This is a genomic window from Bacillus sp. BP-3, from assembly GCF_028401955.1.
In the GTDB taxonomy this organism is placed as follows: domain Bacteria; phylum Bacillota; class Bacilli; order Bacillales; family Bacillaceae_G; genus Bacillus_A.
Genome location: NZ_JAQOTJ010000008.1, coordinates 21447 through 36145 on the forward strand (window position 1 = coordinate 21447; position 14699 = coordinate 36145).

At 34.9% G+C, this 14699-nt stretch carries 22 protein-coding genes, 2 other RNA genes and 2 riboswitches; of the genes, 18 read left to right on the forward strand and 6 right to left on the reverse strand.

What is annotated here, in order from left to right; all coding sequences use genetic code 11:
• Nucleotides 1-25 precede the first annotated feature (25 nt).
• The 5 genes from PLX19_RS13990 to ssrS (PLX19_RS14010) all read left to right on the forward strand — a co-directional run bounded on the left by PLX19_RS13990 (nucleotide 26) and on the right by ssrS (PLX19_RS14010) (nucleotide 2114).
• The gene (locus PLX19_RS13990; protein ID WP_272189258.1) at nucleotides 26-487 is read left to right on the forward strand and encodes a GNAT family N-acetyltransferase; all 462 of its coding nucleotides are present in this window, start codon (nucleotides 26-28) and stop codon (nucleotides 485-487) included.
• Nucleotides 488-499: 12 nt separating this feature from the next.
• Complete coding sequence (locus PLX19_RS13995) at nucleotides 500-772, forward strand: YpbS family protein (protein ID WP_272189259.1); 273 nt, start codon at nucleotides 500-502, stop codon at nucleotides 770-772.
• Nucleotides 773-774: 2 nt separating this feature from the next.
• On the forward strand, nucleotides 775-1608 hold the full coding sequence (locus PLX19_RS14000) for a sulfurtransferase (protein WP_272189261.1): 834 nt from the start codon (nucleotides 775-777) through the stop codon (nucleotides 1606-1608).
• A 115-nt stretch (nucleotides 1609-1723) separates the two neighbouring features.
• Nucleotides 1724-1908: non-coding RNA, 6S RNA (gene ssrS / locus PLX19_RS14005), on the forward strand.
• Between the two features lie 21 nt (nucleotides 1909-1929).
• Nucleotides 1930-2114, forward strand: a non-coding RNA gene (ssrS, locus tag PLX19_RS14010) — 6S RNA.
• A 66-nt stretch (nucleotides 2115-2180) separates the two neighbouring features.
• On the opposite strand, the gene PLX19_RS14015 is transcribed toward ssrS (PLX19_RS14010), so the two are convergent.
• Nucleotides 2181-2630: a hypothetical protein gene (locus PLX19_RS14015; protein ID WP_272189262.1), complete on the reverse strand. Its 450-nt coding sequence runs from the start codon at nucleotides 2628-2630 to the stop codon at nucleotides 2181-2183.
• A gap of 82 nt (nucleotides 2631-2712) precedes the next feature.
• Between PLX19_RS14015 and PLX19_RS14020 the strand changes: the two genes are divergently transcribed.
• The 7 genes from PLX19_RS14020 (at nucleotide 2713) to PLX19_RS14050 (ending at nucleotide 8072) form a co-directional block, all read left to right on the forward strand.
• Nucleotides 2713-3024, forward strand: a complete 312-nt coding sequence (locus PLX19_RS14020) for a hypothetical protein (protein WP_272189263.1) — start codon at nucleotides 2713-2715, stop codon at nucleotides 3022-3024.
• A gap of 3 nt (nucleotides 3025-3027) precedes the next feature.
• Entirely contained in the window at nucleotides 3028-4257 is a 1230-nt protein-coding gene (locus PLX19_RS14025; protein ID WP_272189264.1) for a glutathionylspermidine synthase family protein, read from the forward strand.
• Nucleotides 4258-4644, forward strand: coding sequence for a DUF350 domain-containing protein (locus PLX19_RS14030; protein WP_272189266.1), 387 nt, complete (start codon nucleotides 4258-4260; stop codon nucleotides 4642-4644).
• Nucleotides 4645-4786: 142 nt separating this feature from the next.
• A riboswitch (M-box (ykoK) riboswitch) is annotated at nucleotides 4787-4952 on the forward strand.
• 310 nt (nucleotides 4953-5262) lie between these two features.
• Nucleotides 5263-5985: a P-type ATPase gene (locus PLX19_RS14035; RefSeq protein ID WP_272189268.1), complete on the forward strand. Its 723-nt coding sequence runs from the start codon at nucleotides 5263-5265 to the stop codon at nucleotides 5983-5985.
• 117 nt (nucleotides 5986-6102) lie between these two features.
• A complete protein-coding gene (locus PLX19_RS14040; protein WP_272189270.1) occupies nucleotides 6103-6969 on the forward strand; it encodes a 5'-3' exonuclease in 867 nt (288 codons plus the stop codon).
• 552 nt (nucleotides 6970-7521) lie between these two features.
• Nucleotides 7522-7650 carry an FbpB family small basic protein gene (locus PLX19_RS14045; RefSeq protein WP_272189462.1) on the forward strand — a complete coding sequence of 43 codons (129 nt, stop codon included), beginning with the start codon at nucleotides 7522-7524 and terminating at the stop codon, nucleotides 7648-7650.
• 161 nt (nucleotides 7651-7811) lie between these two features.
• The gene (locus PLX19_RS14050; protein ID WP_272189272.1) at nucleotides 7812-8072 is read left to right on the forward strand and encodes a DUF6123 family protein; all 261 of its coding nucleotides are present in this window, start codon (nucleotides 7812-7814) and stop codon (nucleotides 8070-8072) included.
• A 2-nt stretch (nucleotides 8073-8074) separates the two neighbouring features.
• Here PLX19_RS14050 and PLX19_RS14055 read toward each other — a convergent pair whose 3' ends face one another.
• The 3 genes from PLX19_RS14055 to PLX19_RS14065 are packed head-to-tail and all read right to left on the reverse strand — an operon-like array spanning nucleotide 8075 to nucleotide 10268.
• Complete coding sequence (locus PLX19_RS14055; protein WP_272189273.1) at nucleotides 8075-8980, reverse strand: DMT family transporter; 906 nt, start codon at nucleotides 8978-8980, stop codon at nucleotides 8075-8077.
• 4 nt (nucleotides 8981-8984) lie between these two features.
• Nucleotides 8985-9380, reverse strand: coding sequence for a reverse transcriptase-like protein (locus PLX19_RS14060; protein WP_272189274.1), 396 nt, complete (start codon nucleotides 9378-9380; stop codon nucleotides 8985-8987).
• 15 nt (nucleotides 9381-9395) lie between these two features.
• Nucleotides 9396-10268, reverse strand: coding sequence for an aldose 1-epimerase family protein (locus PLX19_RS14065; protein ID WP_272189275.1), 873 nt, complete (start codon nucleotides 10266-10268; stop codon nucleotides 9396-9398).
• 151 nt (nucleotides 10269-10419) lie between these two features.
• Nucleotides 10420-10464, forward strand: a riboswitch (PreQ1 riboswitch).
• Nucleotides 10465-10470: 6 nt separating this feature from the next.
• On the opposite strand from PLX19_RS14065, the gene PLX19_RS14070 reads away from it, so the two are divergent.
• The 3 genes from PLX19_RS14070 to PLX19_RS14080 all read left to right on the forward strand — a co-directional run bounded on the left by PLX19_RS14070 (nucleotide 10471) and on the right by PLX19_RS14080 (nucleotide 12064).
• A complete protein-coding gene (locus PLX19_RS14070) occupies nucleotides 10471-10956 on the forward strand; it encodes a QueT transporter family protein (protein ID WP_272189276.1) in 486 nt (161 codons plus the stop codon).
• A gap of 258 nt (nucleotides 10957-11214) precedes the next feature.
• Nucleotides 11215-11874 carry a ribonuclease H family protein gene (locus tag PLX19_RS14075; protein WP_272189278.1) on the forward strand — a complete coding sequence of 220 codons (660 nt, stop codon included), beginning with the start codon at nucleotides 11215-11217 and terminating at the stop codon, nucleotides 11872-11874.
• Between the two features lie 13 nt (nucleotides 11875-11887).
• On the forward strand, nucleotides 11888-12064 hold the full coding sequence (locus tag PLX19_RS14080; RefSeq protein WP_272189279.1) for a zinc-finger domain-containing protein: 177 nt from the start codon (nucleotides 11888-11890) through the stop codon (nucleotides 12062-12064).
• Nucleotides 12065-12163: 99 nt separating this feature from the next.
• Here the strand turns inward: PLX19_RS14080 and PLX19_RS14085 are convergent, their stop codons facing one another.
• Nucleotides 12164-12412: a DUF2564 family protein gene (locus tag PLX19_RS14085; RefSeq protein WP_272189280.1), complete on the reverse strand. Its 249-nt coding sequence runs from the start codon at nucleotides 12410-12412 to the stop codon at nucleotides 12164-12166.
• Between the two features lie 113 nt (nucleotides 12413-12525).
• Nucleotides 12526-12723 carry a cold-shock protein CspD gene (cspD, locus tag PLX19_RS14090; protein ID WP_272189281.1) on the reverse strand — a complete coding sequence of 66 codons (198 nt, stop codon included), beginning with the start codon at nucleotides 12721-12723 and terminating at the stop codon, nucleotides 12526-12528.
• 447 nt (nucleotides 12724-13170) lie between these two features.
• Between cspD and PLX19_RS14095 the strand changes: the two genes are divergently transcribed.
• The 3 genes from PLX19_RS14095 to PLX19_RS14105 all read left to right on the forward strand — a co-directional run bounded on the left by PLX19_RS14095 (nucleotide 13171) and on the right by PLX19_RS14105 (nucleotide 14698).
• A complete protein-coding gene (locus PLX19_RS14095) occupies nucleotides 13171-13479 on the forward strand; it encodes a cytoplasmic protein (RefSeq protein ID WP_272189282.1) in 309 nt (102 codons plus the stop codon).
• 63 nt (nucleotides 13480-13542) lie between these two features.
• Nucleotides 13543-14163, forward strand: a complete 621-nt coding sequence (locus tag PLX19_RS14100; protein WP_272189283.1) for a sterol desaturase family protein — start codon at nucleotides 13543-13545, stop codon at nucleotides 14161-14163.
• Between the two features lie 196 nt (nucleotides 14164-14359).
• Nucleotides 14360-14698, forward strand: a complete 339-nt coding sequence (locus PLX19_RS14105) for a DUF485 domain-containing protein (protein ID WP_272189284.1) — start codon at nucleotides 14360-14362, stop codon at nucleotides 14696-14698.
• Nucleotide 14699: the final 1 nt, after the last annotated feature.

The window sequence follows — 14699 nt, forward strand, 5'->3', positions numbered from 1 at the left end:
AGAACAAAGAGGAGAGAGAATTTTCATGGAAGAATTAGTAATTGAACTTGTTTCACCAAATGAAGCGCCGCTCCAGCTACTATTACTCGCTGATCCAAGCGAACGACAATTGAAATCGTATCTCCATCGGGGCATCATTTATGTCGCAAAGCGCCTTGAAGATGTGATTGGAGTGTATGTATTGTTAGAAACGCGCCCAAGTACAATGGAAATTATGAATATTGCTATTTCTGAAAAAGAGCAGGGAAAAGGCAACGGAAAGCAGTTGTTACAGCATGCGATTCGAACTGCAAAAGAACAAAATATGCACACGCTTGAAATTGGCACAGGCAATTCTAGTGTTTCACAGCTTACTTTGTATCAAAAATGTGGATTTCGCATCTTTTCTATTGATTTTGATTACTTTTCAAAGCATTATGAAGAAGAGATTATGGAAAATGGCATTGTATGTCGTGATATGATTCGACTTACAATGGACTTGCATTAGGAGGAAGAGGACATGGAAGTACATGAAGCAATTACAGCACATTCTCGTAAACAAAATGAAGTGGTGAAAGCATTTCTACAGTTAGATGCACAGCGTGAAGCGGCGATTGAAGCGGCTGTATCACTCGCATCAAATGGAAAATCTTTCTCTGTTGATGTAATTAATATGGTAACAAAACAAATTAATGAACTTGCAAAAAATGGTATCGCACAGCAACGTAAAATTGTAACAGAAGAGATGGTAATGGAATACGTAGGTCGTTTAAAGAAGAAAGAAGGTCGTTAAGTATGATCGTTACAGTCGAATGGTTACATGAACATTTACAAGATGAACATGTTAGAATTATCGATTGTCGTTTTGACTTAGCAAATCCCAACTGGGGAAGAGAACAATATAATGAAGCACATATTCCGTTTGCGCTCTATTTTGATTTAAATAAAGATTTATCTAGTCCAGTTACAAAGCATGGAGGACGTCATCCGCTTCCGAGTATAGAAGAGTTTGCACAAAAACTTTCACAAGCTGGGATTGATGAACATACGACAGTTGTAGCGTATGATAGCCAAGGAGGAGCGATGGCTTCTCGTTTATGGTGGCTCTTAACATATCTTGGTCATAATAAAGCATATGTGTTAAATGGCGGTTTCCCAGCGTGGAAGGAACAAAAGTTTGAAGTAACGAATGAGATAGCAGTCTTTGCACCAAAGACTTTCGTTCCATCTATACAACATGATACTGTCGTTACAATGGAGGAGCTGCAAGCTAAAATTAGCAAACATGCAGATATTACACTGATTGACTCGCGAGAACCAAAGCGTTATGCAGGATTAGAAGAGTCAGTTGATAAAGCAGCTGGCCACATTCCAACTGCGCAAAATTATTTTTGGAAAAATGGTGTAACAGAGTCTGGTGCTTTTAAGACACAAAAGGAACAAGAAGATCGTTTTATGCATCTTGATAAAGAGAAAGAAACGATTGTCTATTGCGGATCTGGTGTAACGGCATGTCCAAATGTATTAACATTAAAAATGGCTGGTTTTACAAATATAAAATTATATGTAGGCAGCTGGAGTGATTGGATTTCTTATCCTGAAAATACAATTGTAAAAGAAGAACAGTAGCCTATTGCAAGTCAAAAAAAATTGTATTACAATAGGAGCACAAACAAGAAATACTAAAAAAATAAATTATTTTACACGTTGCGAACAATGTGATAAGATAACGACAAATAAATAAAACATCCTGCGGTGTGCGTAACTTATTTATGTCTAAAACCGATGATAGTAATACGGAAGTTCGATATTTAGATGCCAACATCATGCCTTTCTTTGAGAAGGAAGATGAAAGGCAACTGTGAGAACATCCACCTGCGAGTAGCGGGTTTTTGGACATTTACGAGAGACGGCACGTGCGGGGTTCTATTTATACTTATAATTAATAATAACTGCCTACAATGTACGTAGCTTGTGTATGTCTTAAACCAATGATAGTAATACGGAAGTTTAATATTAAAATGTGGCCATCAAGCCATCTTTTTAAGAAGGAAGATGAAAGCATTTTTGAGAACATCCACCTGCGAGAGCGGGTTTATGGACATCTAGAAGAGAACGGCATATGTGGGGATATAAGAAACCTTACGTTTTATACGTAAGGTTTTTATTTTGTTTAGAAAGGTTGTATAGCGCTTTTCGTGTTATCTGTATTCGCCAGTAAATTCTCCATAATAAATATAGCACTTTCGATCTTCATCAATCTCCCTAGAGTCTAAGGTGAATTCCATCAATAGTCCGTCCTTTTGAACGTACAAAATATCTGAATGGAGGTATGTTAAGATCTCTTCATGATTCCATACATCTTTACTTTCTATCAAAATTGAATTTATTCCTTGTAGTTCTCTAATCTCAAAACCTATATGGGAATATGTTTTTTCTGAGGAATCATCGAAGAACTTTTCTTTTTCGACATATAATACTGCTGTTCCGTCAGAGTCCATCGCCGTCGCTGTTACGACATACGTATCCCCTTCTTTAACGAAATACTCACAAGTCATCCTTGCGACGGTTTCAGTGATAGAAATATCCGCATAGTTCCATAAGGCAGGATATTGTTTAGCTTCATCATTGAGTCGATATTCTAACCGCAATAGTAATCCCCCTTCCTTTTTCTTCTATTTTATCATGTATTCTATTATAATAAAAAAATAATCTATAAAGGAGTGTGGGAAGGTGACAAAAACGAAATGGTTAGTAACAGGTGTTCTTACTTCTTTGATGGCCAGTACTTTATCTGGCTGTACAAAAGATCTCCCTCCAAAACCAAGTGATAAGAGCTGTTCTGATTGGGATTGGGATGATGAACTTGGGGTGTGGCGGTGTGATGATAAGCATTCAAGTTATCATGGGCATTATTATTACAGTAGTAACTATTATCAAGATAAATCAACTTTCAAAAATTCACCTGAATTTAAGTCCTATCAAGCTTCGTCTGATTTTAAAGGGGGAATTGGAAGCGGTTCAAATGGCGGATCTGGAGGTTAAATCATGTCGTTTTACATAAAGGAACGAAGTCAATTTTATTCAAGGTTCCCTCACTTTTGGTCTAACTTATATGGGAGTGAGTATAGCCTTTTTCATGTTTTTGAAGTAACAGAACAAATGATTAGGCATTTGCAATTAGCAACAGAACGAATGGGAAAAGTATTTTTTAAGACTGCTAGTCTTCTTCGGACTTTACCGGATGAACAGCTTCTTGAACTTGGTTTTCCATCTTCGAGTCTACCTTTTATTAGAATGAAATCTCTGTTTCCTGAATCTGTTATTTCACGGTTTGATTTTGCCGTGACAGATGGTGGTATCAAAATGCTTGAGTTTAATAGCGATACCCCAACTTTTATTGTGGAATGTTTTCAAATGAATGGAAAAGTATGCAAAGAATTAAATTATCATGACCCAAACGAGAATCAGGAACGTCTTCTTTCTTCTGGTATCACAAAAGCTGTAATGGAAGCTGCTAAAGGAATAGAGATGCCAAACGTTGTCTTCACAGCTCATCGTGAACATATAGAAGATTGGAATACGACTAGGTATTTGAGTCAGCTATGCCAGGTGAAAAACAAAATGATGTCAATGTCAGAACTCAGAATTACTCAAGATGCTTTGGTCGATAGAGACGGTGTGCCAATTGATGTTTTGTATCGTCAAACATATCCTATTGAAGATTTAGTTGAGGACCGGGATCCTAAAACTGGAGATTTTGTAGGGCTTGAGTTATTGCAACTTGTACATAAAGAAAAGCTTTTTATTATTAATCCGGTCTCATCCTTTCTACTTCAGCCGAAATCGATTCAATCCTTAATTTGGGGATTAGCTGAGATAGGTGCTTTTTATACAAATGAGGAACGACAATGGATTAAGGAATATATGCTTCCTACATACTTAGAACCAGATCTATTTTTAGGGAAAAGCTCTTTTGTGCAAAAACCTTCGTTCGGTAGAGAAGGTGACACGGTTACAATTCGTGACAAAAACACGAATATTGTGATTCAAAATTCATATCAAACGTATAAAAAAGAACTTCCTGTATTTCAAAAGTATATAAAGCTTCCAGTTATTTCTCTTGAGACTGAAAAAGGGAACGAGGAGCTGTCGTATGTGTTTGGATCGTTTTTAATAGCTGGAAAACCAAGTAGTATCGGTATACGTGCCGGTGAAAAAATTACGGGGAATGAATCATACTATTTACCTGTAGGGATTAAAAAGGGAGGATTATAAATGGTGAACTTTTTACTTTATTTAGCGGTTTCGCTAGGTCTTTTATGTATTGGCCTGTTTCTTATGGAAGTGACAACAAAAGTGAAGGAATTTTCGTTAATGGCTAAAGGGAATCGAGCAGCAAGCTACTCACTCGGAGGAAGACTTCTTGGTCTTGCTGTCGTCTTGTATTCGGCTGCCGCTCATTCTGTTTCACTAATGGATATGGCTTTATGGGGAGCGATTGGAGTTTTGGCACAAATCGTTGTGTTTTATTTAGCTGAATTGTGCACACCGCGTTTTAACATTAATCAAAGCATCGAAGAGGACAACCAAGCCGTCGGACTTTTCCTTATGTTTTTATCAATTTCTATCGGAATTATGATTGCTGGGTGTTTAACATATTAAAAACCTCAAACAATTCGTATTAGAATAAGAGTGTTCCAGTCCTAAATTATTTTCTGGAAAATACTTGTTGTAATAAGAAAAAGTTTGAATGCAAAGTGTTGACATCTATTTTAAATAGGAGTAACATTTTCTATATAATAAAATATGTCTCTGTTAGGTGAGGCTCCTGTATAGAGAGATGCTACTGCCCAAAAATGTCGAGAGACGCCAATGGGTCAACAAGAATGATCGAATTAAGGTCTTTTTTAATGTAGCTGGTTAAGAACCTATGCTATACAGTGCTAAAGCTCGGCGAGGGAGAGGTGCAATTGTTTTTAATATAGGCTACATGATATGTAGTTGTATTAAACGTTGCTTATTTATGTATGTTCAGACCTTTACTCGCTATCGGGTAAAGGTCTTTTTTATTAGGGTGTATCAATTATACATAGCTAAAAATAATCATATGAGGAGGTGAGGAGCAATGTCAGCTTCGGACTCGGTTCCGTTACCCAGGTATTTCGAAAATAGAATGTGTAATGTAGGTAGGAAACGACTTGTTCCTCCCTCTATATCTGTAAATAGATAAATTGAGAAACAATGAGTTTCTTCCTGCATGTGCGAAGGAGGAGACGGACGATGTTATATGTAAACAAACGAGAGGGAATTATAAATAATATAACTCATAAAAAAACGATAAAAGTACAGGAGATCTTACAGAAGAATAATGAAATGCTGATGGAAGTTGCGATTCGAGATGTAAAATCTGTTTATGCTTATTTTAAAACAACAAGAAACGGCCTTTCTGTTAAAGAGGCAAAAAGACGTATTGTACAATATGGGAAAAATGAACGATATGTGAATAAAAAAGTGATATTGACTCATATGATGATAAAGTTGATGGAAAAAGTAAATCTGTTCGAAAAGAAAGCGAGTCAAACGAATGCAATAACACCAAAAACAGTTACTGTTTTAAGAGTAGCAAATGATAAAGTGAATGGGATAGACAAAGGTTCTGAAATGATGAATATTCCAATAGAAGAATTGGTCCCAGGAGATGTGATTTGTCTTTCAGCAGGTGAAACAGTACCAGCTGACGCTCGCATTATTTACGCAAAAGATGTACTAGTTGATGAATCTCCTTTAACGGGAAAAGAGATGCTTGTAGAAAAGTATGAAAGCTGTTATCACATTGAAAAAAAACGATTTATGCCGTTAAAGCGTGTAAAAGATTATAATCCACTTTGTCTTGAAAATTTATGCTATCAAGGTACTCATATCGTTAACGGAACAGCTAAAGCTGTTGTGGTTTCCACTGGAAATAATACGTATGTGGAACTATTACATCAATGTTGTAAGTAATCTTTATGGATGCTAAATAAAGCAAATCATTGTATAATAATAATTACAATCATTATTTGATTATACAACCTTGCGTTAAGACGTGAGGTTTTTATTTTTGTCATTAGGAGAGGAATTATGAAAAAAGTATTATTAGTAGATGGTATGGCATTGTTATTTCGTGCCTTTTATGCAACAAGTGTGTACGGACAATTTATGAAAAGACAAGATGGCGTTCCGACAAACGGGATTCATGGTTATATGAAGCATTTATTAACAGCGGCTAGTTCAATTGACCCGACTCATATTGTAACGTGCTGGGATATGGGGAGTACAACGTTTCGAACAGAAGCATTTTCAAACTATAAGGCGAATCGCGGAGCACCGCCAGAAGAATTAATTCCACAATTTGATCTAGTGCAAGAAATGACTACACATTTGTCTATTCCGGTTATTGGTATGAAAGGATATGAAGCTGATGACTGTATAGGAACTTTAGCAAAAATGTATCAACATGAAGCGGAAGTGTTCATTTTAACAGGTGATACAGATTTACTACAGTTAGTTGATACAAAAACTACAGTTATGCTTCTTCGAAAAGGGATTGGAAATTATGAATTTTACACACCTGAAAAAATCCTGGAAGAAAAAGGTGTAGAGCCGTGGCAAATTGTTCATGCAAAGGCATTTATGGGTGATTCAAGTGACAACTATCCGGGGGTTAAAGGTATTGGTGAAAAGACAGCGTACAAACTTATCCAAGAGCATGGAACAGTTGCAGGTGTTTTAGAAAACATTACATCACTAACAAAAGCACAGCGTACAAAGATTGAAAGTGACTTAGACAATTTACACATATCACTCCAACTTGCACAAATTCATTGCGAAGTGCCAATTTCGTGCCGATTAGAAGAAGCGTTTCACACAATTGATAAGGAAAAAATACACTTCGTTTGTGAGAAAATGAACTGGGGCAGACCGGAAATGTTTGTAAATATGTTATAGAAAGTGACTTTTGAAAAGAACTTATATTATAGTTAACGCCCAATCAAATTAAGAATTTGATTGGGCGTTATTATTTATATAAATACAAATAAACCCCTTTCTTTATAGGGAGGGACGAGAGAGTCTGGCATAGAAGCGGTTAGGCCACGCAAGGCTTACAAAGGGAGACGGGTGTAGGTTATGCTTTGTTCTGCACAGCAGTTTATATGTTGAAAAACTAAAAAGATTTATCAAGAGGTGGTTTCTACAATTATGAAGCTTCTTTAGAAAGATAGTAAACAAGCTGTTGAGAAGTTTTTATTTGATTAGTAGAACGAAATACAAACAAAACTATTGAGAAAATATACGTAGTGTTCATTTGAATTTCAAATGGATTTCACATGAATCTTTTATGATTACACAATACAGATAATTATTTATCTTTCATATAAATAAAATCTTTTATTTCGTATGAACGGGCATTCCTGCTCCAAGATTCAAAGAGAAACGAGGAGCGGGAATGAAAAACTTTCGCTTGTAATAATTAAGGAGGAAGATTGATATGCGAAAAAAATAAGAAAATCCTTTAAACAGTTATTAATAGAAAATAAACAATTATTATTGAATGATAAAGAAAACATAAGAGAAATTGAAGAGAAAATTGAAAAAAGACATATATCATATAGAGCAGCGAGTAATTGAGTAAAGAATAGCTGGAAAATAAAGTGGAACTAAAAAGTTTCACTTTATTTTTTGAGGAAAAAGAGGGTTCTAAAGGAGTCGTCAAAGAAAATTCATTCTCATTGTGTCAGAAAACATGTATGATAGGAAAGGTAGACTTTTTGAATTTAGGTGGGGAAATGATGCAAACAGTTCAAGACTATCTTTCATTCTTACATACGAAAGGGTTTAAATTATCAGAGGAAGCGCAAGGATTTATTATGTTTGGACAAGGTTATACAGGTTCATCTGATGGAATTGTGAATGCGGCAATTGAAGCGACCATTAAGCATCAATTACAGTTTGATGGTAGTTATTTTATCGCTTTGCTAGAACGATTGAAAGAAGAGGAAATTACTGATAAAAAAAGCGCGATGGCTTTTTTGCGGAAGTTACAATCATAACTTCACGCAACCCGCGCTTCTTTTTTTTGTTTGTTTGGTAGTTCTACAAAGATCATGCCTAAGAAAATACAAATACACCCAATGATAGCTGAAAGCGATAATTGCTCATTTGCAACAAGAACACCTGTTATTGCTGCAAAAACGGGTTCCATTGCAAAAATAATTGCAACCCGGGTAGGAGATGTATATTTTTGTGCTGTTGTTTGAATGAAAAATGCAAGGGAAGTGGCAAATAGTGATGTTAGCAATAGTGCAAATAAAAATGAGCGATTTGTCCATAGTGACATCGAAAGTAATTTCTCCCAATCTTCAAACAGAAATGCACAAATAGAAGAGAAGAGTCCAACCGCTAATATTTGTGTTGTACTTAATAATAACGGAGATATCTTTTTTGAAAAGAATCCATTTACAAGGATGTGAGCAGCGAATGCTACAGCACAACCTAATATAAGAAAATCTCCCATATTGAATTGAAAAGCCTCTCCAGATGTTAATAAAAATAATCCAATTGTAGATGCTGTAATGCCGAGTACGATAAATAGATTTACTTTTTGTTTTAAAAAGATAAGCGATAAAATGGGTACCATGACAATGCTGAGCCCTGTTAAAAATCCAGCTTTAGAAGAAGTTGTATATAATAAACCAAACGTTTGTAGTAAATACCCAACAAATAAAAAGAATCCTATTATCATACCAGCACCGCTACTAAAGCCTACGTTTTTAATGGGTGTTTTTTTCATAGAAATGAGCTGAATGATGGATAAAATCAGTCCGGCTAATAAAAAACGTACACCATTAAAAGTAAATGGCCCGACAAATGACATGGCATTTTGAACGACAACAAATGTAGCTCCCCAAATGAAAGCAACAAACAATAAAGCGAGGGGAGCAATCCACTCTTTTTTCAATACACTACCTCCGTTCATTTTTTTGTATAGCTTTTCGTGCTAATTCATCGGCTGCTTTATTTTGGCTGCTTGGAATCCACTTTATAAAAAAGAGATCAAATTGCTGGATTATTTTTAGTGCTTCATTTAAAAGAGGGGCATATAATGGATTTTTTACATATTGTTTTTCAATCGCTCGTTCTACAAGCTGTGAATCTGTTCGAAATGATACAATTTTATAATTATGTTCGGTGCAATATTTTAATGCAGTAAGTAATGCGTGATACTCTGCTTCGTGGTTGCTCATAGTTCCAAGTGGAACAGCGAGCTGTACAGGCGGCTGAACCCCTTTAATAAAAACCCCAGCGCCGGAAGGGCCAGGGTTTCCTTTTGATGCACCATCAATGTACACTTCAATCAAACTGAAACCCTCCAATTAACCGATTGTAATACTATAGCAACATGTAAATGTTTCATTCGCTTTTAACATTTGAATTCCTTTTTTCTCTTTAAAGTCTTTTGCAGGTTCTAATTCATCGGCGATGCCATACCAAGGTTCAATACATAAGAACGGTGCATCGTTTCCTGGTGTCCATACACCGACAAATGGGAATCCTTCAAATGAAACTTTGACAAATTTATTATGATTGTGAGAACGGATGGTAATTTCCTTTTTGCACATATTTTCAAATATAAGCGCATCGTTTTGAAATAAATCATATGTAAGCGGAAGCTCTGTTGCTTCTTCTGCTACTACGAGTTTTTGTTTGGAAAGAAACGGTCCTTCTAGTACACTTGCTTCTAATCGCTCTGGAATACCGAAAGATAAATAATAGTCTGTGAAAGATTCATTCGGTAATAATGGACAATTAAAACCAGGATGTCCTCCGATTGAAAAATACATTTCTTCCGAGTTGGGATTGAATACTTCGTATGTTACGTATATAGATGTTTTATTTAATTCATAAGAAACAAGCAATTCAAATGCAAACGGATAGTTTTGTAAAGTTTCTTCATTACTTGATACTGTGTATGTAATTTTTGATTTACTTTGCTCTTTGATCGTAAATGTTAAATCACGAGCAAAGCCATGTTGTGTTAATGAATATGGTTTACTATCAACTAAATATGTATTGTCTACTAATCTTCCGACGATTGGGAATAAAATAGGAGCACGTCGCCCCCAATGCTTTGCGTTTCCTTGCCATATATATTCAGTGCGATCTTCTTGTAAGCGAACACTTTGCAGTTCTGCACCTTTTTCAGAAATCAACACAATCATTTTTTCGTTTTGAATCGTTGCTACCATGAACAAACCTCCTAAATCTTTCATGTTTTTATTATACGTCCTCTAAAAAGAAAAGGACAGCATATGACCATCCTTTTGTAACAAAGTAAGGATTTTGCTATATTGACTTGGATTTGAATAATAATTATAATTTAATTTTGTTTATTAAAATACTCGCGTGGTTCGTAACCATCCCACGTAAAAAAACTAAGGAGATCGTATAATGAAAGTTAAGACACTTGTTGGTAATGGTATTTTAGCGGCACTATATATTGCTGTTACTATGCTTATTCAACCTTTTGGTTTTACGAATATTCAATTCCGTATTTCAGAAATGTTTAATCATCTTATTGTGTTCAATAAAAAATATATTTACGGAATTGTGTTAGGCGTATTTTTAGCAAACCTCTTTTTCTCACCCATGATCGCATATGATCTTGTATTTGGAGTAGGGCAATCTATTATCGCCTTGCTTTGTACAATTGTTTCGATGCGTTTTATAAAAGGGGTATGGGCGCGTATGATCTTTAATACAGTGGTCTTTACCTTTACAATGTTTATCATTGCAATTGAACTCCATCTTGCTTTTGATTTACCATTTTTGTTTACATGGTTAACATGTGCGATTGGTGAGTTTGTTGTAATGGCAATCGGAGGACCTATTATGTATTTTATTAACAAACGAGTTCAGTTTGAGAAATTCGTGTAAGATTCAACAAAGGGTTGTTCACTGTAATGTGGCAACTCTTATTTATTTTTCTTGTGTTATCTTGCTGCTGGATATAAATCCATTTTAATTTTGCAACAGATAAGTCACGGTTAGATACACACTCATCCGCCTAAAAAGTTTTTTTACTTGTATTTATAGAGATAAATGAATTTCGAATAGAATACTGTCCGCATAGACAAAATAGGATAAAATAAGAGCGTAATATTTAGTAGGAACGTGCACGGAAGGGGGAGCATAATGAAATATAAAATTACTTGGTTATATCGAACAAAACATGGCCTAGAGACTAGCTTGGAAACAAATTTCCTTCGATTAGAAGAGGTAATACTGTTCGCGGCAGATTTTGAAAAAACAGGGAGAGCAAAGGAATTGTTATTTCAGGATGAAATGGGGGTAGAATGGACATTAAAAGAAGTTAAAAAACTAAGTAAACAAGTTGAGGAAGAGCCACAAGATCTTACGCTGTATTTTGACGGAGGATATAACATTGAGACAAAAGAAGCGGGCGCAGGGATAAGTGTTTATTATAAGAAACAGGGAAAATTGTATCGAATTCGCCGCAATGCGTACATAGAAGGAATTGATGATAATAATGAAGCGGAATATGCAGCGTTATTATACGGAATGAACATATTGGAAGAGCTAGGGGTTAAATATGAATCAGTTATACTTCGTGGTGATTCTCAAGTTGTTCTCCAACAACTAGCGGGTGAATGGCCATGCTACGAGGATAATTTAATTCATTACTTAGATCAAATTGAACAAAAAGCAAAACAGATGAAAATAAAATTAGTATGTGAACCTATTTCTAGAAAACAAAATAAAGAAGCTCATCAATTAGCAACGCAAGCACTGGAAAGAACGAGCATTGATAGTCATAAAGAAATAACGGAATAGGAGTGTAGAAGGAGTGAATCGTAAGCAACTGATTACTGAGGTGAACGAATTATTAGAGACATATTGCGATGACTGCTTTTTGCAGAAGCACTTTCGCAAGGAACATAGTAAATATTATGCTCACTCCTTTTGCATTCGGCAATGTACGATAGGAGAAAAGCTACAAGAGTATGGAAAACAATTGTCTTGAACAATTATCTCTTGTGAAGATTTTTATCCCATGAATGTGTATAGAAAATGAGAGGGACTTACACAGAAAAACACCCAGAGAAGCTTCTCTGGATGTTTTTTAATTTTTTGCTTCTTGTAACTGATGCGCGCATTTTTCTAATTTTTCTTCTTGATCCAATAAAAACGGTGCATCTAAATCGGTTGATACTTCTTTCATTGTTTCGAGCTGCTGACGAGCTGATTCAACGGCATTTGTAGCGTGTTGCAATGATTCAGGGTCCATTGTAATCGTCGCAGAACCAACCATCTTTTGCGCAGTTTCTACGCGGAATCTTACTTCTTCAAAATCGTTTATAGGTGAACCCATTGTTTTCTCCTCCTTATTTTCTCATTTCACATAGTTTTTGCTCTGCGGAAAAGAAATATGCAGAAGAATAACAAAGGAGGTTATCGGTAGATAACCTCCTGTCATGTATCAAATTAAAGTTTTACTACGTTAGCAGCTTGAGGTCCGCGATTTCCTTCAATGATCTCGAAAGAAACTTCTTGACCTTCTTCTAAAGATTTGTAACCTTCACCTTGAATTGCACTGAAGTGTACGAATACATCGTCAGCACCTTCAACTTCGATAAATCCGAAACCTTTTTCGCTATTAAACCATTTTACTTTACCTTGCATATTGCAATGCCCCCTAAATATAATTACTTTCTCATTTAGTGAATATTACCTAAAATAATAACAACTTCATAAAATTGAAATTATTATATTCTCGAATATTCTGCTGAATGATAATTTAAATATATATGTAATGGGAGATTTTAGTCAAGTAAGCGTTTTTATTTCTTGTATATTTGTGGATAAAAAAGGATATTTTAGACATGGATATTTTTATCGCAGATTTCAAAGTGTAAAACAAGGAATTTTACATTCAAATATCGAATATAAAGAATAGGAAGAGATAGGCAAACTTCATGGCAAATTTAAAATGGAGGTTTCAATCCCATACAATTTATTTTGGAGTATATGAACGTATAATTATTTTATGAGATGTAAATATTACTTTTTCTATTCATTTTGCGCTTAAAGCTTTACAATTGTTTATATAAGATTGAAGGGGAGATTTCTATGTATCGAACCACAGTAAATGAAAAGGAAATTATTATAACATTAGCAGCAAAAATACGTAAAGAAATAATAGACAGAAATCCATTATATGAGGCTGTTCTTCAAATAGCTGAACCATTGCTTCAAACAAACCAACCGACATTTGCTGTAAATCATGAAATATTAGGATTGATTATTGGAGAAGTACAAAGAGGAGAAGTGACAGTTTTTGCAGTGGAACATATCATTCCAAAACAGAATATATTCGGTTCGAGCAATATTTTCTATCCAAATGGGGGAACAAGCAAACTTGTAATGGGAATAGAATAGAAATAAAAAAAGCGGCCATAACAATATGTTACGGCCGCTTTCTAAAGAGAGAGGGGAATGGGGATGAAACGGGTAATAAAAGAGTATTTCTTTCAGCACGATATTGTCATTATGATTGGAGTTTTAATTGCTTTTATCGTATTTTTGAACATGCAATTGTTTACATGGATTGCAGCTATTGCTATTATTGCAGGTATTATCTTTTATACAATTAACGAGTATGTAACACATCGTTTTTTATTTCATTTAAAACCGCCAAAGAATCCATTTTTATTAAAAATGTTAAAACGTCTTCATTATGATCATCATGTATATCCGAATGATTTGAAATTGCTATTTTTACCAGTTTGGTATAGCCTGCCTGGATTTACGATTTATTTATGTATTGTATATGGTATTACTTCTAACATCACGCTAACATTATCATTTGGAATTGGGATGATTCTTATGCTATTGGTATATGAATGGAAACATTATATTGCTCATCGGCCAATGCGTCCATTGACGCCATACGGAAGATGGCTAAAGAAGCAGCATTTACTGCATCATTATAAAAATGAGAATTATTGGTTCGGAGTATCGAATTTATTTTACGATTTTTTGTTTAAGACATTTAAAGAAGGAAAAGATGTTGAAACGAGTGAAACAGCTCGTAATTTAGAAGGTGAAAAAGCGGTGCGATAAGCACTGCTTTTTATTTTAATAAAAGTCTATGAGGATTTGGAGAAAAATGACAGAATTTGTCTATCGAAAAATCTTTGCTTACAAAAATAGATTGTCTACAATAAACTTAAGTTTCAGAATATTTACAAAATTATGTTTCAGGTTATAAAAGAAATCTTTTGACGAATTGGATTGAATAGAAGGGGGTAGGTATGAAATGAAACAAGAAACATCTGCGCGTAAATTGAATGGTGAAATCAATTATACAAATGTAGTACAGTCTACCGAATTTCAAAACTTGTTACAAGCAAAGAAAAAATTTATTGTACCGATGAGCATGTTCTTTTTCAGTTTTTTTATTGCTCTGCCTATTTTCACATCGTATTCAAAAGTGCTCAATACATCAGCAATTGGTGATATTACATGGGCATGGGTATTTGCATTTGCTCAGTTCGTTATGACGTGGGCATTGTGCATGATTTACAGTAAAAAAGCAGAATCATTTGATCGGTTATCGAATCAAATTCTCGAAAACTTGGATAAAGAGAGGGGATAAA

Excerpts from the sequence above, each read along its gene's own strand:
- PLX19_RS13990 (WP_272189258.1), top strand. The coding sequence starts at position 26 with ATGGAAGAATTAGTAATTGAACTTGTTTCACCAAATGAAGCGCCGCTC.
- PLX19_RS13995 (WP_272189259.1), top strand. The coding sequence starts at position 500 with ATGGAAGTACATGAAGCAATTACAGCACATTCTCGTAAACAAAATGAA.
- PLX19_RS14000 (WP_272189261.1), top strand. The coding sequence starts at position 775 with ATGATCGTTACAGTCGAATGGTTACATGAACATTTACAAGATGAACAT.
- PLX19_RS14025 (WP_272189264.1), top strand. The coding sequence starts at position 3,028 with ATGTCGTTTTACATAAAGGAACGAAGTCAATTTTATTCAAGGTTCCCT.
- PLX19_RS14030 (WP_272189266.1), top strand. The coding sequence starts at position 4,258 with ATGGTGAACTTTTTACTTTATTTAGCGGTTTCGCTAGGTCTTTTATGT.
- PLX19_RS14035 (WP_272189268.1), top strand. The coding sequence starts at position 5,263 with ATGTTATATGTAAACAAACGAGAGGGAATTATAAATAATATAACTCAT.
- PLX19_RS14040 (WP_272189270.1), top strand. The coding sequence starts at position 6,103 with ATGAAAAAAGTATTATTAGTAGATGGTATGGCATTGTTATTTCGTGCC.
- PLX19_RS14050 (WP_272189272.1), top strand. The coding sequence starts at position 7,812 with ATGCAAACAGTTCAAGACTATCTTTCATTCTTACATACGAAAGGGTTT.
- PLX19_RS14065 (WP_272189275.1), bottom strand. The coding sequence starts at position 10,268 with ATGGTAGCAACGATTCAAAACGAAAAAATGATTGTGTTGATTTCTGAA.
- PLX19_RS14070 (WP_272189276.1), top strand. The coding sequence starts at position 10,471 with ATGAAAGTTAAGACACTTGTTGGTAATGGTATTTTAGCGGCACTATAT.
- PLX19_RS14075 (WP_272189278.1), top strand. The coding sequence starts at position 11,215 with ATGAAATATAAAATTACTTGGTTATATCGAACAAAACATGGCCTAGAG.
- PLX19_RS14085 (WP_272189280.1), bottom strand. The coding sequence starts at position 12,412 with ATGGGTTCACCTATAAACGATTTTGAAGAAGTAAGATTCCGCGTAGAA.
- cspD (WP_272189281.1), bottom strand. The coding sequence starts at position 12,723 with ATGCAAGGTAAAGTAAAATGGTTTAATAGCGAAAAAGGTTTCGGATTT.
- PLX19_RS14095 (WP_272189282.1), top strand. The coding sequence starts at position 13,171 with ATGTATCGAACCACAGTAAATGAAAAGGAAATTATTATAACATTAGCA.
- PLX19_RS14100 (WP_272189283.1), top strand. The coding sequence starts at position 13,543 with ATGAAACGGGTAATAAAAGAGTATTTCTTTCAGCACGATATTGTCATT.
- PLX19_RS14105 (WP_272189284.1), top strand. The coding sequence starts at position 14,360 with ATGAAACAAGAAACATCTGCGCGTAAATTGAATGGTGAAATCAATTAT.